23 protein-coding genes are annotated in these 21,328 nt (G+C 66.2%); 8 read left to right on the plus strand and 15 right to left on the minus strand.

Going from position 1 to position 21,328, the window contains the following annotated elements; translation table 11 throughout:
* Positions 1 to 11: 11 nt before the first annotated feature.
* The 7 genes from BoBH3_RS12130 to BoBH3_RS12160 form a co-directional block, all read right to left on the minus strand.
* On the minus strand, positions 12 to 524 hold the full coding sequence (locus BoBH3_RS12130; protein ID WP_262331041.1) for a hypothetical protein: 513 nt from the start codon (positions 522 to 524) through the stop codon (positions 12 to 14).
* The gene (locus BoBH3_RS12135; protein ID WP_262331042.1) at positions 524 to 1,714 is read right to left on the minus strand and encodes an NADH-quinone oxidoreductase subunit D; all 1,191 of its coding nucleotides are present in this window, start codon (positions 1,712 to 1,714) and stop codon (positions 524 to 526) included. The genes BoBH3_RS12130 and BoBH3_RS12135 overlap by 1 nt, the downstream gene beginning before the upstream one ends.
* A gap of 12 nt (positions 1,715 to 1,726) precedes the next feature.
* Positions 1,727 to 2,332: an NADH-quinone oxidoreductase subunit C gene (locus tag BoBH3_RS12140; RefSeq protein ID WP_262331043.1), complete on the minus strand. Its 606-nt coding sequence runs from the start codon at positions 2,330 to 2,332 to the stop codon at positions 1,727 to 1,729.
* 42 nt (positions 2,333 to 2,374) lie between these two features.
* Positions 2,375 to 2,959, minus strand: a complete 585-nt coding sequence (locus BoBH3_RS12145) for a NuoB/complex I 20 kDa subunit family protein (protein WP_262331044.1) — start codon at positions 2,957 to 2,959, stop codon at positions 2,375 to 2,377.
* Positions 2,960 to 3,043: 84 nt separating this feature from the next.
* A complete protein-coding gene (locus tag BoBH3_RS12150) occupies positions 3,044 to 3,424 on the minus strand; it encodes an NADH-quinone oxidoreductase subunit A (protein WP_410050585.1) in 381 nt (126 codons plus the stop codon).
* 275 nt (positions 3,425 to 3,699) lie between these two features.
* Positions 3,700 to 5,109: a dihydropyrimidinase gene (gene hydA, locus BoBH3_RS12155; protein WP_262331045.1), complete on the minus strand. Its 1,410-nt coding sequence runs from the start codon at positions 5,107 to 5,109 to the stop codon at positions 3,700 to 3,702.
* A 44-nt stretch (positions 5,110 to 5,153) separates the two neighbouring features.
* Entirely contained in the window at positions 5,154 to 5,864 is a 711-nt protein-coding gene (locus BoBH3_RS12160) for a GntR family transcriptional regulator (RefSeq protein ID WP_262331046.1), read from the minus strand.
* A 274-nt stretch (positions 5,865 to 6,138) separates the two neighbouring features.
* On the opposite strand from BoBH3_RS12160, the gene BoBH3_RS12165 reads away from it, so the two are divergent.
* The 7 genes from BoBH3_RS12165 to BoBH3_RS12195 all read left to right on the plus strand — a co-directional run bounded on the left by BoBH3_RS12165 (position 6,139) and on the right by BoBH3_RS12195 (position 13,261).
* Positions 6,139 to 7,188, plus strand: coding sequence for an ABC transporter substrate-binding protein (locus BoBH3_RS12165; protein ID WP_262331047.1), 1,050 nt, complete (start codon positions 6,139 to 6,141; stop codon positions 7,186 to 7,188).
* A 199-nt stretch (positions 7,189 to 7,387) separates the two neighbouring features.
* Positions 7,388 to 8,464 (plus strand): ABC transporter ATP-binding protein, encoded by a 1,077-nt coding sequence (locus BoBH3_RS12170; protein WP_262331048.1) that lies wholly within the window; start codon positions 7,388 to 7,390, stop codon positions 8,462 to 8,464.
* Positions 8,461 to 9,291 (plus strand): ABC transporter permease, encoded by an 831-nt coding sequence (locus tag BoBH3_RS12175; protein ID WP_262331049.1) that lies wholly within the window; start codon positions 8,461 to 8,463, stop codon positions 9,289 to 9,291. Before BoBH3_RS12170 ends, BoBH3_RS12175 begins: the two co-directional genes overlap by 4 nt.
* Complete coding sequence (locus tag BoBH3_RS12180) at positions 9,288 to 10,088, plus strand: ABC transporter permease (protein ID WP_262331050.1); 801 nt, start codon at positions 9,288 to 9,290, stop codon at positions 10,086 to 10,088. Before BoBH3_RS12175 ends, BoBH3_RS12180 begins: the two co-directional genes overlap by 4 nt.
* 1 nt (position 10,089) lies before the next feature.
* On the plus strand, positions 10,090 to 11,016 hold the full coding sequence (locus tag BoBH3_RS12185) for an allantoinase PuuE (RefSeq protein ID WP_262331051.1): 927 nt from the start codon (positions 10,090 to 10,092) through the stop codon (positions 11,014 to 11,016).
* Positions 11,017 to 11,099: 83 nt separating this feature from the next.
* Positions 11,100 to 11,843 carry an aspartate/glutamate racemase family protein gene (locus tag BoBH3_RS12190; RefSeq protein ID WP_262331052.1) on the plus strand — a complete coding sequence of 248 codons (744 nt, stop codon included), beginning with the start codon at positions 11,100 to 11,102 and terminating at the stop codon, positions 11,841 to 11,843.
* Positions 11,840 to 13,261 carry an amidase gene (locus BoBH3_RS12195; RefSeq protein ID WP_262331053.1) on the plus strand — a complete coding sequence of 474 codons (1,422 nt, stop codon included), beginning with the start codon at positions 11,840 to 11,842 and terminating at the stop codon, positions 13,259 to 13,261. Before BoBH3_RS12190 ends, BoBH3_RS12195 begins: the two co-directional genes overlap by 4 nt.
* 48 nt (positions 13,262 to 13,309) lie before the next feature.
* Here BoBH3_RS12195 and BoBH3_RS12200 read toward each other — a convergent pair whose 3' ends face one another.
* The 4 genes from BoBH3_RS12200 to BoBH3_RS12215 all read right to left on the minus strand — a co-directional run bounded on the left by BoBH3_RS12200 (position 13,310) and on the right by BoBH3_RS12215 (position 16,244).
* Positions 13,310 to 13,834, minus strand: a complete 525-nt coding sequence (locus tag BoBH3_RS12200) for a gluconokinase (RefSeq protein WP_316045098.1) — start codon at positions 13,832 to 13,834, stop codon at positions 13,310 to 13,312.
* A gap of 3 nt (positions 13,835 to 13,837) precedes the next feature.
* Positions 13,838 to 14,824 (minus strand): phosphogluconate dehydrogenase (NAD(+)-dependent, decarboxylating), encoded by a 987-nt coding sequence (gnd, locus tag BoBH3_RS12205; protein WP_410050586.1) that lies wholly within the window; start codon positions 14,822 to 14,824, stop codon positions 13,838 to 13,840.
* A gap of 97 nt (positions 14,825 to 14,921) precedes the next feature.
* Positions 14,922 to 15,227: a hypothetical protein gene (locus BoBH3_RS12210; protein ID WP_262331055.1), complete on the minus strand. Its 306-nt coding sequence runs from the start codon at positions 15,225 to 15,227 to the stop codon at positions 14,922 to 14,924.
* Between the two features lie 6 nt (positions 15,228 to 15,233).
* Entirely contained in the window at positions 15,234 to 16,244 is a 1,011-nt protein-coding gene (locus tag BoBH3_RS12215) for a 1-aminocyclopropane-1-carboxylate deaminase (RefSeq protein ID WP_262331056.1), read from the minus strand.
* A gap of 158 nt (positions 16,245 to 16,402) precedes the next feature.
* On the opposite strand from BoBH3_RS12215, the gene BoBH3_RS12220 reads away from it, so the two are divergent.
* Positions 16,403 to 16,867: an Lrp/AsnC family transcriptional regulator gene (locus tag BoBH3_RS12220; RefSeq protein ID WP_262331057.1), complete on the plus strand. Its 465-nt coding sequence runs from the start codon at positions 16,403 to 16,405 to the stop codon at positions 16,865 to 16,867.
* Positions 16,868 to 16,975: 108 nt separating this feature from the next.
* Here BoBH3_RS12220 and urtE read toward each other — a convergent pair whose 3' ends face one another.
* The 4 genes from urtE to urtB form a co-directional block, all read right to left on the minus strand.
* Positions 16,976 to 17,671 carry an urea ABC transporter ATP-binding subunit UrtE gene (gene urtE, locus BoBH3_RS12225; RefSeq protein WP_262331058.1) on the minus strand — a complete coding sequence of 232 codons (696 nt, stop codon included), beginning with the start codon at positions 17,669 to 17,671 and terminating at the stop codon, positions 16,976 to 16,978.
* Positions 17,672 to 17,732: 61 nt separating this feature from the next.
* The gene (gene urtD, locus BoBH3_RS12230) at positions 17,733 to 18,497 is read right to left on the minus strand and encodes an urea ABC transporter ATP-binding protein UrtD (protein WP_262331059.1); all 765 of its coding nucleotides are present in this window, start codon (positions 18,495 to 18,497) and stop codon (positions 17,733 to 17,735) included.
* Positions 18,498 to 18,502: 5 nt separating this feature from the next.
* Positions 18,503 to 19,642 (minus strand): urea ABC transporter permease subunit UrtC, encoded by a 1,140-nt coding sequence (gene urtC, locus BoBH3_RS12235; protein ID WP_262331060.1) that lies wholly within the window; start codon positions 19,640 to 19,642, stop codon positions 18,503 to 18,505.
* On the minus strand, positions 19,639 to 21,240 hold the full coding sequence (gene urtB / locus BoBH3_RS12240) for an urea ABC transporter permease subunit UrtB (RefSeq protein ID WP_262331061.1): 1,602 nt from the start codon (positions 21,238 to 21,240) through the stop codon (positions 19,639 to 19,641). The genes urtC and urtB overlap by 4 nt, the downstream gene beginning before the upstream one ends.
* Positions 21,241 to 21,328 lie beyond the last annotated feature (88 nt).

Below are 21,328 nucleotides of genomic sequence, written 5' to 3' on the forward strand. Positions count from 1 at the left end.
TCAATCTCGTTTCAACATTGCCCGGCCGCGCGGACCACGCGGCAGCCGGCGAAACCTTCATTCGGGCAGAGATAAGCCGGCTGGGCACAGCCCTTGTCATAGGCATGCCAAAGCTTTCCATCTGCCTGACGAATTCCCGAATAGCGATAACCGGCACGCTGCAGATCCGGGATGCGCACATGTCGTGGCAGAACCCGCGGATCGCGCTGGCTGTTGGGGAAGCAAGCGCCGGTGCTCCAAGCCTTCTGTGCGCAGTGATACTCGCGACCGTCGGCATGGCGATAGACATAGTAGACATACGGCGAATGACCGTCGGTGCCCACGTAGCGAAAACCGCTCGCTTCCAGCTCGCGATGATCGCGCTGGCTGGCCTTGAGCCGCTGTATGCGCTGGCTGAGCTCGGAGCGCCCATCGGCACGAGCGGGCTCGGCCCGCGTCGGGGAAGTCCCGGCGAAGCCAGCCATGACCGCGACCGAGACGGCCAGCGGAACAGCTCGATGCGAGAGGCGCCCGACGTGCTCCATCAGCGATCGACCTCCCCGAACACGATGTCGAGGGAGCCGAGGATCGCGGAGACGTCGGCGAGCATGTGCTTGCGGCACATGAAATCCATGGCCTGCAGATGGGCGAAGCCCGGGGCCTTGATCTTGCAGCGATAAGGCTTGTTGGTGCCGTCCGAGACCAGATAGACGCCGAATTCGCCCTTCGGCGCCTCGACCGCGGCATAGACCTCGCCGGCCGGCACCTTGTAGCCCTCGGTGTAGAGCTTGAAGTGGTGGATCAGCGCTTCCATCGAGCGCTTCATCTCGCCGCGCTTGGGCGGCACCATCTTGCCGTCGAGCGAGGAGACCGGCCCGCCGCCATCGGCTGCCAGCAGCTTCTCGCAGCACTGCTTCATGATGCGCACCGACTGGCGCATCTCTTCCATGCGGATGTGGTAGCGATCGAAGCAGTCGCCGTTCTTGCCGACGGGGATGTCGAATTCCATCTCCTCGTAGCACTCGTAGGGCTGCGACTTGCGCAGGTCCCATGGCGCGCCGGAGCCGCGCACCATCACGCCCGAGAAGCCCCATTTCCAGCAGGTCTCGAGATCGACCACGCCGATATCGACGTTGCGCTGCTTGAAGATGCGGTTGTCGCTGAGCAGCCCTTCGAGGTCGTCGCAGACCTTCAGGAACGGATCGCACCATTCGGCGATGTCGTGGATCAGCGAGACGGGCAGGTCCTGATGCACGCCGCCGGGCCGGACATAGGCCGCGTGCATGCGCGCGCCGCAGGCCCGCTCGTAGAAGATCATCAGCTTCTCGCGCTCTTCGAAACCCCAGAGCGGAGGCGTCAGCGCGCCGACGTCCATCGCCTGCGTGGTGACGTTCAGCAGATGCGAGAGGATGCGGCCGATTTCGGAATAGAGCACGCGGATGAGCTGGCCGCGGCGCGGCACCGTCACGCCGGCGAGGCGCTCGATCGCCAGAGCGTAGGCATGCTCCTGATTCATCGGCGCGACATAGTCGAGCCGATCGAAATAGGGCACGGCCTGGAGATAGGTCTTGGCCTCGATCAGCTTCTCGGTGCCGCGATGCAGCAGGCCGATATGCGGATCGACGCGCTCGACCACCTCGCCGTCGAGTTCGAGAACCAACCTGAGAACGCCATGCGCAGCAGGGTGCTGCGGGCCGAAGTTGATCGAGAAGTTCCGGATGTTGTGCTCAGTCATGTCCGGCTCCGATCAGGCCGTCTTCGCCTTCTCGTCACCGGGCAGCACGTAATCCGTGCCTTCCCAGGGCGAGAGGAAATCGAAGTTGCGGAATTCCTGGTTCAGCTTCACCGGCTCGTAGACGACGCGCTTCTGCTCGTCGTCATAGCGGACCTCGACGAAGCCGGTCAGCGGGAAGTCCTTGCGCAGCGGATAGCCCTCGAAGCCGTAGTCGGTGAGGATGCGGCGCAGATCCGGGTGGCCGGAGAACAGGATGCCGTAGAAATCGTAGGCCTCGCGCTCGAACCAGTTCGCCGCGGGGAAGACCTCGATGACGGAGGGGACCGGGGTCGCCTCGTCGGTCTGCACCTTCACGCGGATGCGCCGGTTATGGTGCGGCGCCAGCATGTGGTAGACCACGTCGAAGCGCTTCTCGCGGCCGGGATAGTCGGCGCCCGCAAGGTCGGTGAAATTGACGAAGCGGAAGCGCTGATCCTCGTAGAGCGTCTTCAGCACCGTGACGATCGAAGCCGCCTCGGCATGGATCGTCAGCTCCTCGAAGGCGACGACCGCCTCCGTCACCGCGCCGGGCAGCGCGGCCTTGATCTCTTCGCCGAGTTGTACGAGCGCTTCGCTCATCGTCTCACCTTCATCGCCTGCGACATCGACCGACGGTAGCGCTCAGCGCTCGATCGTGCCGGTGCGCCGGATCTTCTTCTGCAGCAGCAGCACGCCGTAGAGCAGCGCCTCCGCCGTCGGTGGGCAGCCCGGGACATAAATGTCGATCGGGACGATGCGGTCGCAGCCGCGAACCACCGAGTAGCTGTAGTGATAATAGCCGCCGCCATTGGCGCAGGAGCCCATCGAGATGACGTAGCGCGGCTCCGGCATCTGGTCGTAGACCTTGCGGAGCGCCGGGGCCATCTTGTTGGTCAGCGTGCCGGCGACGATCATCACATCCGACTGGCGCGGGCTGGCGCGGGGCGCGAAGCCGAAGCGCTCGACATCGTAGCGCGGCATCGAGAGCTGCATCATCTCGACGGCGCAGCAGGCCAGGCCGAACGTCATCCACATCAGCGAGCCGGTACGGGCCCAGTTGACCAGATCATCCGTGGCGGTGACGAGGAAGCCCTTGTCGGCCAGCTCGTTGTTGATCTCGACGAAGAACGGATCACGCGTGCCGAGCGGCTGCCCATCGGGGCCGAGCAGCCCCTTCGGTGCCGGCGCGACGAGCGGGTCGCCGCGATCGATCGCTGTGATTGCCATGCTCTAAACCTCGTGAAGCTCTTGGCGTGAAACTCTTGGCCTATCGGACGAAAACGCGAAAAACCGGATCGCGGCCCGATCGGCCTAGTCCCACTCCAGCGCGCCTTTGCGCCACTCGTAGACGAAGCCCACGGTCAGCACGCCGAGAAAAACCATCATCGACCAGAAACCATACCAGCCGAGGCTGCCGAAGGCGACGGCCCAGGGGAACAGGAAGGCGACCTCGAGATCGAAGATGATGAAGAGGATCGCGACCAGATAGAATCGGACGTCGAACTTCATGCGGGCATCGTCGAAGGCGTTGAAGCCGCATTCATAGGCGGAGAGCTTCTCGGCATCCGGCTTGGAATAGGCGATCGCGAAGGGGGCGATCAGCAGGGCGAGGCCAATGACCGCCGAGACGGCGATAAACAGCACCAGCGGCAGATAGTCGTTCAGGATCGACGACACCGGGACAGCTTGCATGATCTAACTCACTTCAGGCGGCCGCGGGACGGCGCGCTGTCCCAGTCGCTTAGACCCTCGATTAGAATGAAGCAAGACTCCGCCGCGCTGCACAATCGCGCGATGGGGTTGAATACAGTGCAGTGCGGCGGATTTCGACAGCTCGGAGCAAGCGTCGCTGGGGCTGGGGGCCGGAATCGTGAGCAAACGCCTCCGTTTTGGAATTCCGGGGACGGCAGCAATCCATTCACTCTCCGAATCGTTTGCCATGCCGGGGCATGGCGGGCGAGCCCTGATCAGGCGGGCTGCAGCGCCCATCGGGAGCGCTCACGCGCGATGTGTCGCCCCTCGCCCGGCGCTCCTTCGAGGACGCCGTCGCGCACCACGACGCGCCCGCGCACGATGGTGGTGACCGGCCAGCCCTTCACCCGGATGCCCTCATAAGGCGTGTAGTCGCTGCCGTGATGCAGCAGGCTCTGGCTGATCGCGAGCTCGCGCTCCGGGTCCCAGATCGCGATGTCGGCATCCATGCCGATGGCGATCGAGCCCTTGCTGGTCAGCCCGTAGGCCTGGGCGTGGTTGGTCGCGGACAGCGCCACGAACTGGTTCAGGCTGATGCGCCCCTTCCCCACCCCTTCGGAGAACAGGATCGGCAGGCGCGTCTCGACGCCGGGGATGCCGTTCGGCACCCAGCGGAAGGAGGTTCGCCCCTTCGGATTGAGCTTGCCGGCCGGGTCGTCGTAGCGGAACGGGCAATGATCGGAGGAGAAGGTCTGGAAGACCCCGCTCTGCAGCCCCTCCCAGCAGGCCTGCTGGCTGGCGGTATCGCGCGGGGGCGGCGAGCAGACATATTTCGCGCCCTCCATATTGAGCCCGTCCATGTCCTTCTCGGTGAGCACGAGATATTGCGGGCAGGTCTCGCCATAAACCTTAAGGCCGCGCGAGCGGGCGCGCGCGATCTCTTCCATCGCCTCCCGGTTCGAGACGTGGACGATCATCACCGGCACGTCGATCAGCTCGGCCAACGAGATCGCCCGATGCGTCGCCTCGCGCTCGACGGGGATCGGCCGCGAAGTGCCGTGGAATTTGGGGGCGATGCTGCCGCCGCGCTCCAGCCGGTCGGTCAGGAAGCGGATGGCGTCGTAGTTCTCGGCATGGACCATGACGAGCGCGCCGGTCTCGCGCGCGACGCTCATCACCTGCAGCATCTCGTAGTCGGCGAGCGCCAGCCCCTCATAGGTCATGAAGACCTTGAAGGAGGTGTAGCCGTCCGCGATCAGTGCCGGCAGGTCCTGCCCGAGCACCTGTTCCGTCGGATCCGAGAGGACGAGGTGGAAAGACACGTCGGTGTGGCATTTGCCGTCGGCAAGGCCGTGATAGGCCTTCACCGTCTCGCGCAGGCTTACGCCCTTCTCCTGCATGCAGAACGGCATCACCGTGGTGTTGCCGCCGAAGGCCGCCGAGCGCGTGCCGCTCTCGAAATCATCGGCCATGACGATGCCCTCCCCGCTCGGCTGCGAGATGTGGACATGGCTGTCGATGCCGCCGGGCAGCACCAGCCTGCCGCTTGCATCGATCGTCTCGGTCGCGCCGCCCAGCCCGTGGCCGAGCGCGACGATGCGCCCGTCGCGGATGCCGATGTCGCAGGAGAAGGTGTCGGTCGCCGTCGCGACCGTGCCGTTGGCGATGATCAGGTCGTAGCTCATGCGAATCCTAAGGGCGTCGGAACAGCGGCGGAATGGGGGGCAAATCAGGACGCGGCGACGAGCCCGGCATCGACGCCGCGCCGAGCGTCGATCTCCTTGCGCAGCACCTCTTCCAGCGACGGCCCGGCATCCTCGCAGAGGATCGGCCGCAACCGCGTCTCGACAAGGGAGAGATGGGTTGCCATCGCCTTGACGGCCTTCCCGCGCTCGCGCATTGAGAGCGCACGGAAGATGGCGCGATGCTCGTCGCAGCCGCAGGCGGAGCCCGCATTGGTCTCGTAGCGCTTGACCAGCATCAGCGTGCGGCTGATCAGCTCCTGCGCCTGACGCTGGACCAGCGGGTTCTCCGTCATCTCGGCGAGCAGGTAATGGAATTCGGCCGACAGCTTCTGCCAGGTCGGCTGGTCGCCCTGCCGCAGCGCCTCGGCCTCGGCGTCGACATGCTCGCGCAGCCTCTCGATCTGCGCCTGCGTCAGGCTGTCGGCGAGATGGGCGGCCATGCCGCTCTCCAGGATGCGCCGCGCCTCGTAGACCATATGCCCTTCGCGCAGGTCGGGCGCGATGGTGAAAGCCCCGCGGTTCTTGACGATCTCCAGCAGCCGCTCATGCCCCAGCCGGTGCAGCACCTTGCGGGTGCGCTCGCGGCTGACGCCGAAGATCTCGGCGAGACGGTGCTCGCCAAGCTTGATACCGCCCGGCAGATCGCCGGTACGCAGCACACGCGACAGGACCGCGTAGATCTCGTCTTCCCTCATGCGTCGATTATCGCCGTTCCGGCTCCAGGCGCCAACGGCCCGCCTGCACGTTCTCTAGCCAGCCGCGCCACCATAAAGAGCACAATCAAAACAAGATTGTGCACAAAAATTCGCTCCCACTCTCGCTCTAGTTGTCAGGAATAACCTGACAATAATTAGCTCATCGCATTGATAAATATGATTTAAATTGCTTTATCCGGCTACTCTGCGCGGTTGGCACGGCCATTGCTGAAGGTGAAAAGACCTTTCGTCACATAGCAAAGGACCTCGCCCCATGGACGCTTTCGCTCAAGCCAGGCTGACCCGTCGCTCGCTGCTCGCCGGGGGCGCAGCCGCCGCCACACTGGTCGCGAGCCCCTCGATCCTGCGCGCCCAGACGAAGGAACTCGTCGTCGGCGGCGCAGCCGGCCACAAGCCCTGGGTCGAGTCGACCGTCGTCCCGATGTTCGAGAAGAAATACAACTGCAAGGTGATCTTCGAGGGCACGCGCTCCCTGGTGAACCTCGAGAAGATGCAGAAGAACAAGGGCAGTCAGTACATGTCGGTCGTCCAGATGGACGATCCGGTGATGATCCTGGCGGTGAAGGAAGGCCTGCTCGATCCGCTCACCCCTGCCAAGGCGCCGAACCTCGCCAACCTCCTGCCGGGCTCGACCCATATGGACGCGATGTGGGCAAACTACCTGCAGCCCTGGCTCGGCGTCGCCTACAGCAAGACCGCGATGAAGACCCCGCCCTCGTCCTGGGCCGAGATGTTCGACCCGAAATACAAGGGCCGCATCATCATCCCGTCCCTGCAGAACACCGAGGGGCTGCCCGCGCTCTTCGTCGCCGGCCTGCTGGCGGGCGGCACGCTGGAGGCGGTGCAGAAGGACACCGACGCCGGCTTCAAGAAGCTCGCCGCACTGAAGCCCAACCTGCTGACGATCTACACCCAGCAGCCGCAGGCCTATAACCTGCTCGAGCAGGGCGAGGCCTATATGATCGGACCGGCGATGTCCTCCTATGCGCTGGAGCGCAAGGCGGCCGGCGCCCCCATCGACCTCGTCGCGCCGAAGGAAGGCGTCTTCGCCATGCCGTCCGGCATCGCGGTCATCAAGGGCGCGCCGCAGTCCGAGCTCGCCTTCGCCTATGTCAACGAGATGCTCGGCGCGGAGCTGCAGAGCAAGCTCGCCGGCCCGACCTTCTCGCTCGCCACCAACAAGGCCGTGCCGAAGCCGGAGGGCCTGGGCGCCGACGTCAAGATCCACCAGATCGACTGGGCCAACGTCGCCGCCCAGCGCAACGACTGGATCAAGCGCTGGGATCGCGACATGGCGATCTAACGGCCGGCCACTCATCAGCCCTCGTCCTGCCAGAGGCCCGCTCTCGAAGCCCCATCCTGAGGAGCCATTCCACAGGGATTGGCGTCTCGAAGGATGTTCCAGGAGGCTCCGGAGACATCTGGACCGCCTTCGAGACGGCCCTGCGGGCCTCCACAGGACGAGGGCTCGACACGATCGTTCCGCGACGCCCGGAGACCGCATGACCGCTGCCTTCCTCGACATCACCGGCGCCAGCAAGAGCTTCGGCTCGGCCACCGTCCTCGACGGCGTCGATCTCGCCGTCGGCCAGGCCGAGTTCATCTCGCTGCTCGGCCCCTCGGGCTGCGGCAAGACCACGCTGCTGCGCATCGTCGCCGGGCTTATGACGCCCGACACCGGCAAGGTCGTGCTCGACGGCGAGGAGATCACGCGGCGCCCGCCGCATCGGCGCGACATCGGCGTCGTCTTCCAGAACTACGCGCTCTTCCCGCATCTGACGGTGGCAGAGAACGTGGCCTTCGGGCTGAAGGCACGCGGCGCGCCGAAAGACACGATCGCGCCGACCGTGTCGCGCTTCCTTTCGCTGGTGCAGATGAGCGCCTTCGCTGACCGCTCGATCAAGGCGCTCTCCGGCGGCCAGCAGCAACGTGTGGCGGTCGCGCGCGCACTCGCGGTCGGGCCGAAGCTCCTGCTGCTCGACGAGCCCTTCTCGGCGCTCGACCGCAAGCTGCGCGAGGCGATGCAGATCGACCTGCGCCGTATCCTGCGCGAGGTCGGCACGACGGCGATCTTCGTCACCCATGACCAGGACGAGGCGCTGACCATGTCCGACCGGATCGCGGTGATGTATCGCGGCCGGATCGAGCAGCTCGATACCCCGGCCGAGATCTATCATCGCCCGACGACGCCCTTCGCGCTCGACTTCGTCGGGCTGTCGAGCCGCCTTCCCGGCACTGTCGTCTCCGAAGACCAGGGCACCGTCGCGGTCGAGACGCCGGCCGGCACCGTCCGCGCGCCGGGCAACTTCATCCCCGGCAGCAAGGTGCTCGTCGGCGTTCGGCCGGAGCGCATCATGCTCGGCGGCAGCGGAGAGAACGTCATCCAGGCGAAGCTGACGGACGCCGTCTTCCAGGGCGCGCGCGTCCAGCTCCATTTCGAGGCGCCGGAGGGCGGGCGCCTGATGGTCGAGGCGCATGAAGCCCCGGCCGGCCTCGCGCCCGGCAGCACGCTTTCGCTCGGCTGGCGCGAAGCCGACACGCTGCTCTACCCGGCCCCGGCCGAGGAGGCCGCGGCATGAGCGCGGCGCGACGCCTCGACCCGGTCCTGCTGCTGGCGGCGCCGGCCGTCCTCTACCTCGCCATCGTCTACGGGCTGCCGCTCCTTTTCCTGCTCGGGCGCAGCCTGTTCGGCGCCGGGGGACTCGCGTCCTTCGGCAGCTTCTTCGCTGACCCGTTCAGCTGGATCGTCCTCGGCAATACGCTGCGCAGCGCGGCGCTGGTCACGCTGGTCTGCCTCGTCATCGGCTATCCGACGGCGCTGGTGCTGGCGCGCGCCGGCGGGCTCGTGCAGGCCGCGATCCTGGTCGCTATCATCCTGCCGCTCTCGGTCGGCGTCGTGGTCAAGGCCTTCGCCTGGCAGATCGTGCTCCGGCGCGACGGCATCGTCTCGCAGATCATGACCGGCATCGGGCTATGGTCCGAGCCGCAGCGCCTACTCTTCACTGAGACGGGCCTCGTCATCGGCGCGGCCAACATCTTCGTGCCCTTCATGATCCTGCCGATCTACTCCGTCCTTAAGCTCGTCGATCCACGGCTCGGCGAGGCGGCGGCGACGCTCGGCGCCTCGCCGGTCTATCGCTTCTTCAAGGTCGCGCTGCCGCTCTCGCTTCCCGGCATCGTCACCGGCATCGCCTTCGTCTTCTCGATGGCGGCCTCGATGTACGTGATCCCGAGCCTGGTTATCGGCGACCGCTTCCAGACATTGGCGACGCTGACCGGCCGCTCCTTCCTGTTCATGCGCAACGAGCAGCTCGGCTCGACCACGGCGGTGGTGCTGCTGGCGCTCACCGTCGCCATCGTGGTCGCGAGTTCCTGGCTCTCGCGCCGACTGGGAGGCGCTTCATGACCACCGTCGAGAAAGTCGCAGGCTGGCTGACCGGCATCCTCGCCTTCGTCACCGTCGCCTTCCTGATGACGCCGCTGGTGGTGACGGTCGCAGTCTCCTTCGGCTCCAGCGCCGTCTTCACCCTGCCGGCGCCGAGCTGGTCGCTGCGCTGGTACGAGGCGCTGATGCGCTCGCGCGATCTCTGGCCGCCCGTCTTCGCCTCGGTGAAGCTCGCCGTGCTCTCGACGGCGATCGCGCTGGTGCTCGGCACGCTCTGCGCCATCGGCCTGCTGCGTGGCCGCTTCCGCGGGCGGGAGGCGGTCGTCACCTTCCTCGTCTCGCCACTGATGCTGCCCGGCCTCGTCATCGGCATCGCCATGCTGGAGAGCTTCCGCGCCGCCGGCCTGCGTGACGTCTGGCTCAGTCTGATCCTCGCCCATGTCGTCATCACGCTTCCCTATGTGGTGCGAACCGTCTTCGCCTCGCTCTCGCTCTTCGATTTCACGCTGATCGACGCGGCGCGCACGCTTGGCCTGACCTATCCCAAGGCCGTGATGAAGGTACTGGTGCCCTCGCTGGCGCCGGCCTTCCTGACCTCGGGCATGTTCGCCTTTCTCGCCTCGATGGATAACTATCCGATCTCGATCTTCTTCACTGACGCCTGGACGAAGACCTTGCCGATCCAAATGCTGCAATATGTCGAGGAAAGCCCCGACCCCACCATCGCCGCGATCTCGACGCTGCTGATCCTGCTCTCCATCGGCGTGCTGGTGATCGGCGACCGGCTCGTCGGCCTCCGGCGCATGGCGGATATCTGAGATGCTGCCCGATTATTCCACCGACCGCGATTTCCGCGGCTATGGCAGCAACCCTCCGGCCGTGCGGTGGCCGAACGAGGCCCGGCTCGCCGTCAACCTCGTCATCAATGTCGAGGAGGGCGGGGAGCTCTCCATCGGCCAGGGCGACGAGAAGAACGAGTCCATCTACGAGGTCGTCGAGGAAATCCCCGGCGTCCGCGACCTCTGCATGGAGTCGCATTTCGAATACGGCACGCGCGCCGGCTGGCGGCGCATCCGCCAGGCGCTGAAGGCCCATGGCGCCAAGGGCACGGTGAACGCCATTGGGCGCTCGCTGATGATCTCGCCCTGGCTGGTCCAGGAAGCGGTCGCGGATGGGCACGAGATCGCGGCGCATGGCTGGCGCTGGGAGCGCCACGCCAACATGACGATCGACGAGGAGCGGCTCGCCATAGCGAGGACGGTCGAGGCGATCACGCGGACGGCCGGCACGCCGCCGCGCGGCTGGCACACCCGCTCGGCCACCTCGCCGAACACGCGCCGGCTGCTGATCGAGCAGGGTGGGTTCTTCTACGATTCCAACGCCTATAACGACGACCTTCCCTATCTGGTCGATGTCGATGGCCGCGACCATCTGGTGGTGCCGTATTCGTTCGACACGAACGACATGCGCTTCACGCGCGGCGGCGGCTTCGTCTTCGGCGACGATTTCGCCCGCTACTGCATCGACGCCTTCGACCGGCTCTATGACGAGGGCGGAAGCGAGCCGCGGATGATGACGGTCGGCCTGCATCTGCGCATCATCGGCAAGCCAGGGCGCATCGGCGGGCTGGAGCGCTTCCTGGCGCATGTTGCATCGAAGCCGGGCGTCTGGTTCGCGCGGCGCGACGAGATCGCCCGTCACTGGCTCAAGGCGATCGGGCGCGAAGAACTGATCGGCGGGCGCTAGCGCGTGTTCCGATCTGAGCGTTTCACTCAGGTCGATGCCATCCCAAGTATTTTCGAGCGAAGCGGACACCACAAAGAAACGCCATGCGCATCCTGCTGCTCAACCCCAACACCACCGAGGCGATCACCCAGCGCCTGCTCGCGGCGGCTCAGGCCGTCGCGGCGCCGGGCACCGAGATCGTCCCGCTGACGGCGCCGCGCGGCGTGCCCTATATCGCCAGCCGCGCCGAGGCGCAGATCGGCGGCGCCATCGCGCTCGAGATGCTGGCCGAGCAGCATGACAAGGTCGATGCCGCGATCATCGCCGCCTTCGGCGACCCCGGCCTGATGGGCGCGCGCGAGCTGTTCGATATCCCGATCGTGGGCATGGCCGAGGCCGCCATGCTGACCGCCTGCATGCTGGGCAAGCGCTTCGCCATCGTCACCTTCGCCCGCGCGCTCGGCCCCTGGTACGAGGAATGCGTGGCGATGCATGGGCTGGAAGGCCGCTGTGCCGGCATCCGCATGCTGGACGAGGGCTTCGCCGACATCGCCGACGTGCAGGAGGAGAAGGAGGCGGTGATCGTCGAACTCGCCCGCCGGGCCGTGGTGGAGGACGAGGCCGATTGCGTCATCCTCGGCGGGGCACCGCTGGCGGGGCTTGCCGTCAAAGTCGCGGACCGCATCCCCGTCCCGGTCGTCGACCAGATGGGCGCCGCCCTGAAGCAGGCCGAGGCGCTGGTCGCGCTGAAGCCGCGCAAGGCGAGCGCCGGGACTTTCCGCCGCCCGCCTGCCAAGCCGACGATGGGATTGGCTTCGAGCCTTGCCGCCCGGATCGAGCATCGATGACAGCCACGGACCAGCTCTGGCAACTCGACGCGGCGGAGCTCGTGCAAGGCTATCGCACGGGCCGGTTCACACCTGTCGATGCGACGGAAGCCTGCCTGGCGCGCGCGAACGCCTGCGAGCCGGCGCTGAACGCCATGGTCGCGCTCGACAACACGGGCGCGCTCGCGGCAGCCCAGGCCAGCGCCCGGCGCTATGCCCAAGGCGCGGCGCTCGGCCCGCTGGACGGCGTGCCTATCAGCATCAAAGACAACATGCATGTCGCCGGCCTGCCGACCGGCTGGGGCAGCCGTCTGCTGCGCCATGTCGTACCGACCCAGGACGAGATCCCGGTCGCGGCGCTGCGGGCGACCGGGGCCGTCATCACCGGCAAGACGACGCTTTCCGAATTCGCGATGCAGGGCTTCACCTCGACCCTCGCGACCGGCACGACGCGCAATCCCTGGAATACGGCTCTGACGCCCGGCGGCTCTTCAGGTGGCGCCGTCGCCTCCGTCGCGGCTGGCTATACGCCGCTGGCGCTCGGCACGGATGGCGGCGGCTCGACCCGCAGGCCTGCCTCGCATTGCGGGCTCGTCGGCTTCAAGCCCTCCACCGGACTCGTGCCGCGCGGCGGCGGGCTGCCCGAGATCTTCCTCGGCTATGAGGTCACCGGAAGCATCGCCCGCAATGTCGCAGATGCCATCGCCCTGACGGAGGTGCTGGCAGGACACGCCATCACCGAGGCAGTGCCGGAAAAGGCGCGCATCCTGTTCGTTCCGGGCTTCGCCGATCATCCGGTCGATCCCGGCATCACTGCCCGTGTCCACCATGCGGCCGAGCATCTCGCCGGCATGGGTCACGAGGTCGAAGAGATCGGGCATGCCGATTTCGCCGAGCGACTGAACCCGATCTGGATGCGGCTCTATGCCATCGGCCTCGCCTGGATGATCGACAACCCCGCCTGCTGGTCGGCGCTCGGCTATCCCGAGGGCGAGAAGCCCGACATGACGCTCTGCATGGCGGCGGCGCAGGAGAATTATCGCAGCGGCGCGGCGGCCGGCGGCGGAGCGCTCTTCGAGATCCTGATCGAGATCGAGGCGCTCAAGCGAAAGCTGGATGGGCTCTTCGCCCGCTACGACGCGCTGCTGATGCCGGCGACGGCTGCCCTGCCTTGGCCAGCCGAAGAGAGCCACCCGCCGATCATCGATGGCCGCCCGGCCGGGCCGCGCGGGCATGCGATCTTCACCGGCTTCGTCAACGCCGCGGGCCTGCCCGCCATCGCCCTGCCCTGGGGAGAGGTGGACGACCTGCCGACCGGCTTCCAACTCATCGCGCCGGCAGGACGGGACGGGTGGCTGCTCGCACTCTCCCGCGAGATCGAACGCAGCGCCCCAGCCTTTGCCGGAGCCGTGTCGCCGCTGATGCGCTCGTTTTCCTAGCTCTGGAGCGTGCTGATTTTCGCGGAATGACGGCGTGGCAGCCTGCCCTTAAAGCCCCAGCCGCTCCACGACTTCCTGCACGATCGCGTCCTTGCTCTCCTCGACCGAGACGACGAGCGGCCGCTCGTCCGGGCCGGGTTCCTCCAGGGTGGCAAACTGGCTGTCGAGCAGGGCCGGCGGCATGAAATGGTGCTGGCGGGCGGCCATGCGCCGGCCGATCAGCTCGCGCGTGCCACGCAGATAGACCAGCGCCACATCCGGGCGATTTCCGACGATCACCTCGCGATAGGCGCGCCTCAGCGCCGAGCAGGTGACGATGCCGTGCTCGCCCTTGGCCCGCAGGTCGTCGATCCAGGCGGCGATGGCCGCCAGCCAGGGCTTGCGGTCTTCATCGGTCAGCGGCGTGCCGCCGGCCATCTTGGCGACGTTCTCCGGCGGATGGAAGGAATCGGCATCGCGGAAGGGCCAGCCGAGGCGAGCCGCCAGACGCTCGCCGAGCGAGGTCTTGCCGGAGCTGGCCACGCCCATGACGACGACGACGGCCGGGCGACCGCCTTTGGTTTCGCTCGCCACGTCTCAGCCCTGCTTTTTCGGTTCGACATGGCCGCCGAAGCCGGCGCGCATGGCGGACAGGATCTTCTCGCCGAAGGTGTGATCGACGCGCGAGCGGAAGCGAGCGAAGAGCGCCGAAGTCAGCACCTCGGCCGGCGTCGCAGTCTCGACGGCGGCATCGACCGTCCAGCGGCCCTCGCCCGAATCCGAGACGTTGCCGGTGTAGGAGGACAACTCCTCGTCGGCGGCCAGCGCCTCGGCGGTCAGATCGAGCAGCCAGGAGGTGACGACCGAACCGCGGCGCCAGACCTCGGCGATCTCGGCAACGTCGAAATCGAAGCCGTAATCGGCCGGCAGGCCTTCCTTGGCGGAAGCGTTGCGCAGCAGATCGAAGCCTTCGGCGAAGGCCTGCATCATGCCGTATTCGATGCCGTTGTGGACCATCTTGACGAAATGGCCGGCGCCGGTCGGGCCGCAATGCAGATAGCCCTGCTCCGACGTGGGGTTGCGGCCCTCGCGATGCTTCGTCGGTTCGATGTCGCCCTTGCCCGGCGCGAGCACCTTGAGGATCGGCTCCAGCCGATCGAAGGCCTCCTTGTCGCCGCCAACCATCAGGCAATAGCCGCGTTCCAGCCCGTGCACGCCGCCGGAGGTGCCGATATCCATATAGTGGATGCCCTTCGCGCCCAGCTCCCGGCCGCGGCGGACATCGTCCTTCCAGAAGGCGTTGCCGCCGTCGATCAGCGTGTCCCCGGGGGCGACGAGGCCGGCGAGTTCGGTGAGCGTGGCTTCGGTGATCTTGCCGGCCGGCAGCATCACCCAGATCGCGCGCGGCGCCTGCAGCTTCGCGACCATGTCCTTGAGATCGCTGGCGAGCTTCGCCCCATCGGCGGCGAGCGCCTGGCCCGGCTTCGGATCGCGATCATAGACGACGCATTCATGCCCGGCCCGCATCAGCCGGCGCACGATATTGCCCCCCATCCGGCCGAGGCCGATCACTCCAAGCTGCATCTGCAATACTCCCGCCGAGAAGCCGGCTTTGCGCCTGCTTGAAGCATGGAGGCAGCAGACGGGGCAAGCGGGTTGCGGTCCCGCTGCCTGATCGTGCTCACGGGAAAAGCGGCAAAGCCGGCTCCCTTACCCGGACCGCCTCGAGCTTCAGCGTCCTGATCTCCACGCCAGGAGGGAACGATGCATCCGCTTGCCAGAACGAGAGCAACGCTGCCAGCCCTGCCGGCTTCGACAGCTCCAAGGCCATGATCTCGCGGAGGGGCAGGTCTTGCCCTTCGCGCTCGGTCGCGACAAAGCGCAGCCGGCCTTGCGAGGCGAGCGCGAGCCGCTCGACCCGGCCGAGCAGGGCCTGCCGGGTGCCTTCTGCTCGCGCGTCGTATTCGAGAAGGAGCAGCGCTTCCATGGCGGCTCAGCCGTTGCGGAAGGTGTAGCTGTAGCCGTTGATCGCCGGCACGCCGCCGAGATGCGCGTAGAGCACCTTGGAGCCGGCCGGGAAAAAGCCCTTCCGCACCAGATCGATCATGCCCTGCATGGATTTCCCCTCATAGACGGGGTCCGTCATCATGCCTTCAAGCCGGGCAGAGAGGCGGATGGCCTCAATCGTCTCCTTCGAGGGCACGCCATAGACCGGATAGGCGTAATCCTCGTTCAGGACGATATCGTCGGCCACGATGTCCTTGCCGCCGACCAGCGCCGAGGTCTTCTGGGCGATGTCGAGCACCTGCGCCTTCGTCTGCGCCGGGGTGAAGGAGGCGTCGATGCCGATGACGTTGCGCTGGCGGCCGTCCTTCGCAAAGCCGACGACCATTCCGGCATGGGTCGAGCCCGTAACGGTGCAGACGACGATGTAATCGAAGTTGAAGCCGAGCTCCGCCTCCTGCGCCCTCACCTCCTCGGCGAAGCCGACATAGCCGAGGCCGCCGAACTTGTGGACCGAGGCGCCAGCCGGGATGGGATACGGCTTGCCGCCCTTGGCCTTCACATCCTCCAGCGCCTTCTCCCAGCTGGCGCGGATGCCGATGTCGAAGCCTTCGTCGACCAGCTCGACATGGGCACCCATGACGCGGGACATCAGGATGTTGCCGACGCGGTCATAGACCGCATCGTCATGCGGCACCCAGCTCTCCTGCACGAGGCGGCACTTCATGCCGATCTTGGCGGCTGTCGCGGCAACCATGCGGGTGTGGTTCGACTGGACGCCGCCGATCGAGACCAGCGTGTCGGCGCCCGAAGCGATCGCATCCGGCACGATGTATTCGAGCTTCCTCAGCTTGTTGCCGCCGAAGGCGAGACCGGAATTGCAATCCTCGCGCTTGGCATAGAGTTCCACGCCGCCGCCGAGATGGGCGGAAAGGCGCGGCAGCTTCTCGATCGGGCTCGGCCCGAAAGTCAGCGGATAGCGTTCGAATTTGCTCAGCATGGCGGCTTTCCTCCATCGATTGAATGGCCGAAAAGCTAGCGAAACAGGGCTGAAACGTCCTTCCGAAGTGAGGCGCTATATTTCTCTTCAAGCTACATCGATTGGCTTGTCAGGTTGTTCTGCGACCATAGAATAGCGCTGAAATGAAAGGTTCTTTCATGAGCGCTGAACTGGATCGGACCGACGTCAAAATTCTGCGCCTGCTGCAGTCCGACGGGCGGCTCGGCAACGCCGAGATCGCCAAGCGATGCAACACCAGCCCGGCCACCTGCCACCGCCGCATCCAGCGCCTTTTCGCCGAAGGCTATGTCACCGGCGTGCGGGCACAGATCGCGCCGCACAAGGTCGAGATGGGCACGCTCGCCTTCGTCGGCGTGGTGCTCGACCGCTCGACGCCAGAAAGCTTCGGCGCCTTCGAGGCCGCAATCCGCGAGATGAAGCTGGTCCTCGACTGCCATATCGTCGCCGGCGATTTCGACTACATCCTGAAGATCCGCGTGCGCGACATGGCCGACTTCAACAAGCTTCATGCCGACCGGCTGATCGCCCTGCCGGGCGTGCGCCAGACGCGCACGTTCTTCGTGATGAAGGAGGTCGTGGACAACGCGCCGCTGGTGTTTTGAGGGAGCCGTTCGAGCGCCGTCATGCTCGGGCTTGACCCGAGCATCTCTTCAACCAGCGCCTTCTCGTCCTGAGATGCTCGGGTCAAGCCCGAGCATGACGAACCCTCCTCACACCTGAATCAGCCGCTGCACCTGATTGCCGTCGAGCTCGGCCATCGGCCCCGAGAGCACGACCTCGCCGCGGTCCATCACGAACATCGTGTCGGCGAGATCGCGGGCGAAGTCGAAATACTGCTCGACCAGCACGATCGCCATGCCGCCCTTCTGGCGCAGATAGTCGATGGCGCGGCCGATATCCTTGATGATCGAGGGCTGGATGCCCTCGGTCGGCTCGTCCAGCACCAGCAGCCTGGGTCGGGTGACCAGCGCCCGCGCAATCGCGAGTTGCTGCTGCTGGCCACCCGAGAGGTCTCCGCCGCGCCGGCCCAGCATGGACTTCAGCACGGGGAATAGGTCGAAGAGTTCATCCGGGACGTAGCGCTCCTTGCGCTTCAGCGGCGCGAAACCCGTCTCCAGATTTTCCCTCACCGTCAGCAGCGGGAAGATCTCCCGCCCCTGCGGCACATAGGCGATGCCGGCGCGGGCGCGATCCTCGCTGCGCAGGCCAGAGATGTCCTCGCCGTCGAAGCGGATATGGCCGGCAGAGATCGGCTGATGACCGACGATGGCGCGCATCAGCGAGGTCTTGCCGACGCCGTTGCGGCCCATCACGCAGGTGACCTTGCCGGTCTCGGCCGTGACGGAGACACGGCGCAGCGCCTGGGCGGCGCCGTAATGGAGGTCGATGGCGTCGACGGTCAGCATGCGACGTTCTTCCACCGCATGATCAGATCGGAAAACCGGTTCCCACTTTTCCGGATCATGCTCAGCGCCCCAAATATACTTCGACGACGCGCTCATTGGCGCTGACCTGGTCCAGCGGGCCTTCGGCCAGCACCGAGCCTTCATGCAGCACCGTGACCTTCACGCCGAGTTCGCGGATGAAGCCCATGTCGTGCTCGACCACAATCACCGAATGGTCTTGCGCGATCTCCTTCAGCAGCACGGCCGTCTGCGCCGTCTCGCCGTCGGTCATGCCGGCGGCGGGCTCGTCGACGAGCAGAAGCTTCGGGTCCTGCGCCAGCAGCATGCCGATCTCGAGCCACTGCTTCTGGCCATGCGAGAGCGAGCCCGCGAGCCTGTCGCGCTTGTCGGCAAGCTTCACGATGCCGAGGATGTCGTCGATGCGCCTCTGCTGAGGCACTTCGGTCTTCCAGAACAGCGTCTTGCCGACGGTGCGCTTCGACTTCAGCGCCAGCAGGATGTTGTCCTCGATCGTGTGGAAGTCGAAGACGGTCGGCTTCTGGAACTTGCGGCCGATGCCGAGATTGGCGATCGCCGCCTCGTCGAGCCTGGTGAGGTCGACCGAGCCGCCGAACATGACCGTGCCGACATCCGGCTTCGTCTTGCCGGTGATGATGTCCATCATGGTGGTCTTGCCGGCGCCGTTGGGGCCGATGATGGCGCGCATCTCGCCCGGCTCGATGGTCAGCGACAGGTTGCGGATGGCCTTGAAGCCATCGAAGGAGACGCTGACGCCGTCGAGATAGAGCAGCGAGGAGGTGAGCTGGCCGGTTACGGGAGCATTCATCGCCGTCACTCCGCCGGGGCCGGCTCGGCGGCCGGGGTCGGAGCGGGCTTGCGCCGGCGCTCCCAGAGCGCCTCGAACGTGCCGACGATGCCCTTGGGCAGGAAGAGCGTCACCACCACGAAAAGGCCGCCCAGCGCGAAGAGCCAGTAGGGCGCCATGAAGCCCGAGGTGAACATGGTCTTGGCCCAGTTGACCACGACAGCGCCCAGCGCCGCGCCGACCAGCGTACCGCGCCCGCCGACCGCGACCCAGATGACCGTCTCGATGGAGTTCGCCGGGGCGAATTCGCTGGGATTGATGATGCCGACCTGCGGCACGTAGAGCGCGCCGGCCACGCCCGCCATGCAGGCGGAGACGGTGAAGACGAAGAGCTTGAAGCGGTCGACCCGGTAGCCGAGGAAGCGCGTGCGCGATTCCGCGTCGCGGATCGCGATCACCACCTTGCCGAGCTTCGAGACGACGATGCCGCGCGCGATCAGGAAGCCGGCAGCCAGCATCACGCAGGTCATGGCGAAGAGCGCCGCGCGCGTGCCCTGCGCCTGCACGTTGAAGCCGACAATGTCCTTGAAATCGGTGAGGCCGTTATTGCCGCCGAAGCCCATGTCGTTGCGGAAAAAGGCAAGCAGCAGCGCATAGGTCAGCGCCTGGGTGATGATCGAGAGATAGACGCCGGTGACGCGCGAGCGGAAGGCGAACCAGCCGAAGACGAAGGCGAGCAGGCCGGGAACCGCCAGCACCATCAGCATGGCGAAGGGGAAGGACGAGAACCCCCACCAGTACCAGGGCAATTCCTGCCAGTTCAGGAAGACCATGAAGTCCGGCAGGATCGGGTTGCCGTAGACGCCACGCGTGCCGATCTGCCGCATCAGGTACATGCCCATCGCGTAGCCGCCAAGGGCGAAGAAGGCGCCGTGGCCGAGCGAGAGGATGCCGCAATAGCCCCAGACGAGATCGAGCGAGATCGCCAGCAGCGCGTAGCAGAGATACTTACCCCAGAGCGACATCGTCGAGGTCGGGACATGCAGGAAGGAGCCAACCGGCAGAAGCAGGTTCGAGAGTGGCACGAGCAGGGCAAGCCCGAGCACGACGGCGAGGAAAATGCCGGCGCGCCGGTCCATGTTCTGGAGGAGGAAGCGGGTGATCATGCTTCCACCGCCCGGCCCTTGAGCGCGAACAGCCCGCGCGGACGCTTCTGGATGAAGAGGATGATGAGGACGAGCAGCGCGATCTTGCCGAGCACCGCGCCGGCATAGGGTTCGAGCAGCTTGTTGGCGACGCCGAGCGTCATGGCGCCGACCAGCGTGCCCCAGAGATTGCCGACGCCGCCGAAGACCACGACCATGAACGAGTCGATGATGTAGCTCTGGCCGAGATTGGGGCTGACATTGTCGATCTGCGAAAGCGCGACGCCGGCAAGCCCCGCGACGCCGGAACCCAGCCCGAAGGTCAGCGCGTCGATGCGGCCCGTGCGGATGCCCATGGCCGAAGCCATGCGCCGGTTCTGCGTGACGGCGCGCATCTGCAGGCCCATCGGCGTGAGCTTCAGGATGGCGAGCAGCGCGGCGAAGACGAGAGCCGCAAAAACGATGATCCAGAGTCGGTTATAGGTGATCGCTAAACCGCCGAGTTCAAAGGCGCCGGACATGAAGGACGGCGCGCCGACCTCACGGTTCGTCGGCCCGAAGGCAGTACGGACCGCCTGCTGCAGCATGAGGCTGATGCCCCAGGTGGCGAGCAGCGTCTCGAGCGGGCGCCCATAGAGGAAGCGGATGATGCCGCGCTCGATCGCCACGCCGACGGCGCCGGCGACGAGGAAGGCTGCAGGAAGCGCGATCGCCAGCGACCAGTCGAAGAGCCAGGGCGCCTTGGTGCGGATGATCTCCTGCACGACGAAGGTGGTGTAGGCACCGAGCATGACCATCTCGCCATGAGCCATGTTGATGACGCCCATGACGCCGAAGGTGATGGCGAGCCCGATGGCGGCGAGCAGCAGCACGGAGCCGAGCGAGAGCCCGTACCAGAGGTTCTGCACGACACGCCACAGCGCCAGCTTGCCCTCGATATCGGCGATCGCCCTCGCCTGAGCATCCCTGAGTGATGGCGAGACTTCGCCTGAGAGCCCGCGCAAAGTCGCCAGCGCATCCTGATCGCCGCGCTCGCGCAGCACCTCGACGGCGGCGACGCGGTCGAGCGACTGTGCGTCCGGCTTGGTGATGATGATCGCAGCCTGCGCCTGCCGCAGCGCCGCGAGCGCCTTCGGGTCCTTCTCCTTGCCGATCGCTGCCTCGACGACGGGAAGCAGGTTGGCGTCACGCGACTTGAAGACGGCTTCGGCCGCCGTGACGCGCTTGCCCGGATCGGGATTAAGAAGGCCGAGGCCGCCAAGCGCGGCCTGAACGGCGCGGCGGACGGAATTGTTCTGGCGCACGGGGTTCAGGCCGTCCGGCGCGGCCGGCAGCGCCTGCCCGGTGCGGGCATCGACGAAACCTCCGGCTGTCGTCTTCACCACGACGCCGCCCGGCCCGGCCAAAAGCCGGCCATCGCCCAGCGCCTCGACGATCAGGGCAGCATTGGGATGAGCCGTCGTGATGAGGATCTCGATAGCCCGGGAGGTATCCGAATAGCTGTCGGCGCCAAGCCGGGTGAAGGCCTCGTCGGCATTCTGCGCGAAGGAAGCGACCGAAGCGGCGACCAGCGCGACGACGATCACCACCGCATGCAGCAGGCGATAAAGGAGAGACATCAAATGGCTTCTCATCGTGAAGCAAGACTTGAAGAGAAGAAGCGCGGGGAACCGCCATTCCGCTCCTGGCCGTGCACACCGGGCAAAG

Origin of the sequence: Allobosea sp. BH3 (assembly GCF_025499465.1) — a bacterium.
Lineage (GTDB): Bacteria > Pseudomonadota > Alphaproteobacteria > Rhizobiales > Beijerinckiaceae > Allobosea.

Excerpts from the sequence above, each read along its gene's own strand:
- BoBH3_RS12130 (WP_262331041.1), bottom strand. The coding sequence starts at position 524 with ATGGAGCACGTCGGGCGCCTCTCGCATCGAGCTGTTCCGCTGGCCGTC.
- BoBH3_RS12135 (WP_262331042.1), bottom strand. The coding sequence starts at position 1,714 with ATGACTGAGCACAACATCCGGAACTTCTCGATCAACTTCGGCCCGCAG.
- BoBH3_RS12140 (WP_262331043.1), bottom strand. The coding sequence starts at position 2,332 with ATGAGCGAAGCGCTCGTACAACTCGGCGAAGAGATCAAGGCCGCGCTG.
- BoBH3_RS12145 (WP_262331044.1), bottom strand. The coding sequence starts at position 2,959 with ATGGCAATCACAGCGATCGATCGCGGCGACCCGCTCGTCGCGCCGGCA.
- BoBH3_RS12150 (WP_410050585.1), bottom strand. The coding sequence starts at position 3,424 with ATGCAAGCTGTCCCGGTGTCGTCGATCCTGAACGACTATCTGCCGCTG.
- hydA (WP_262331045.1), bottom strand. The coding sequence starts at position 5,109 with ATGAGCTACGACCTGATCATCGCCAACGGCACGGTCGCGACGGCGACC.
- BoBH3_RS12160 (WP_262331046.1), bottom strand. The coding sequence starts at position 5,864 with ATGAGGGAAGACGAGATCTACGCGGTCCTGTCGCGTGTGCTGCGTACC.
- BoBH3_RS12165 (WP_262331047.1), top strand. The coding sequence starts at position 6,139 with ATGGACGCTTTCGCTCAAGCCAGGCTGACCCGTCGCTCGCTGCTCGCC.
- BoBH3_RS12170 (WP_262331048.1), top strand. The coding sequence starts at position 7,388 with ATGACCGCTGCCTTCCTCGACATCACCGGCGCCAGCAAGAGCTTCGGC.
- BoBH3_RS12175 (WP_262331049.1), top strand. The coding sequence starts at position 8,461 with ATGAGCGCGGCGCGACGCCTCGACCCGGTCCTGCTGCTGGCGGCGCCG.
- BoBH3_RS12180 (WP_262331050.1), top strand. The coding sequence starts at position 9,288 with ATGACCACCGTCGAGAAAGTCGCAGGCTGGCTGACCGGCATCCTCGCC.
- BoBH3_RS12185 (WP_262331051.1), top strand. The coding sequence starts at position 10,090 with ATGCTGCCCGATTATTCCACCGACCGCGATTTCCGCGGCTATGGCAGC.
- BoBH3_RS12190 (WP_262331052.1), top strand. The coding sequence starts at position 11,100 with ATGCGCATCCTGCTGCTCAACCCCAACACCACCGAGGCGATCACCCAG.
- BoBH3_RS12195 (WP_262331053.1), top strand. The coding sequence starts at position 11,840 with ATGACAGCCACGGACCAGCTCTGGCAACTCGACGCGGCGGAGCTCGTG.
- gnd (WP_410050586.1), bottom strand. The coding sequence starts at position 14,824 with ATGCAGCTTGGAGTGATCGGCCTCGGCCGGATGGGGGGCAATATCGTG.
- BoBH3_RS12210 (WP_262331055.1), bottom strand. The coding sequence starts at position 15,227 with ATGGAAGCGCTGCTCCTTCTCGAATACGACGCGCGAGCAGAAGGCACC.
- BoBH3_RS12215 (WP_262331056.1), bottom strand. The coding sequence starts at position 16,244 with ATGCTGAGCAAATTCGAACGCTATCCGCTGACTTTCGGGCCGAGCCCG.
- BoBH3_RS12220 (WP_262331057.1), top strand. The coding sequence starts at position 16,403 with ATGAGCGCTGAACTGGATCGGACCGACGTCAAAATTCTGCGCCTGCTG.
- urtE (WP_262331058.1), bottom strand. The coding sequence starts at position 17,671 with ATGCTGACCGTCGACGCCATCGACCTCCATTACGGCGCCGCCCAGGCG.
- urtD (WP_262331059.1), bottom strand. The coding sequence starts at position 18,497 with ATGAATGCTCCCGTAACCGGCCAGCTCACCTCCTCGCTGCTCTATCTC.
- urtC (WP_262331060.1), bottom strand. The coding sequence starts at position 19,642 with ATGATCACCCGCTTCCTCCTCCAGAACATGGACCGGCGCGCCGGCATT.
- urtB (WP_262331061.1), bottom strand. The coding sequence starts at position 21,240 with ATGTCTCTCCTTTATCGCCTGCTGCATGCGGTGGTGATCGTCGTCGCG.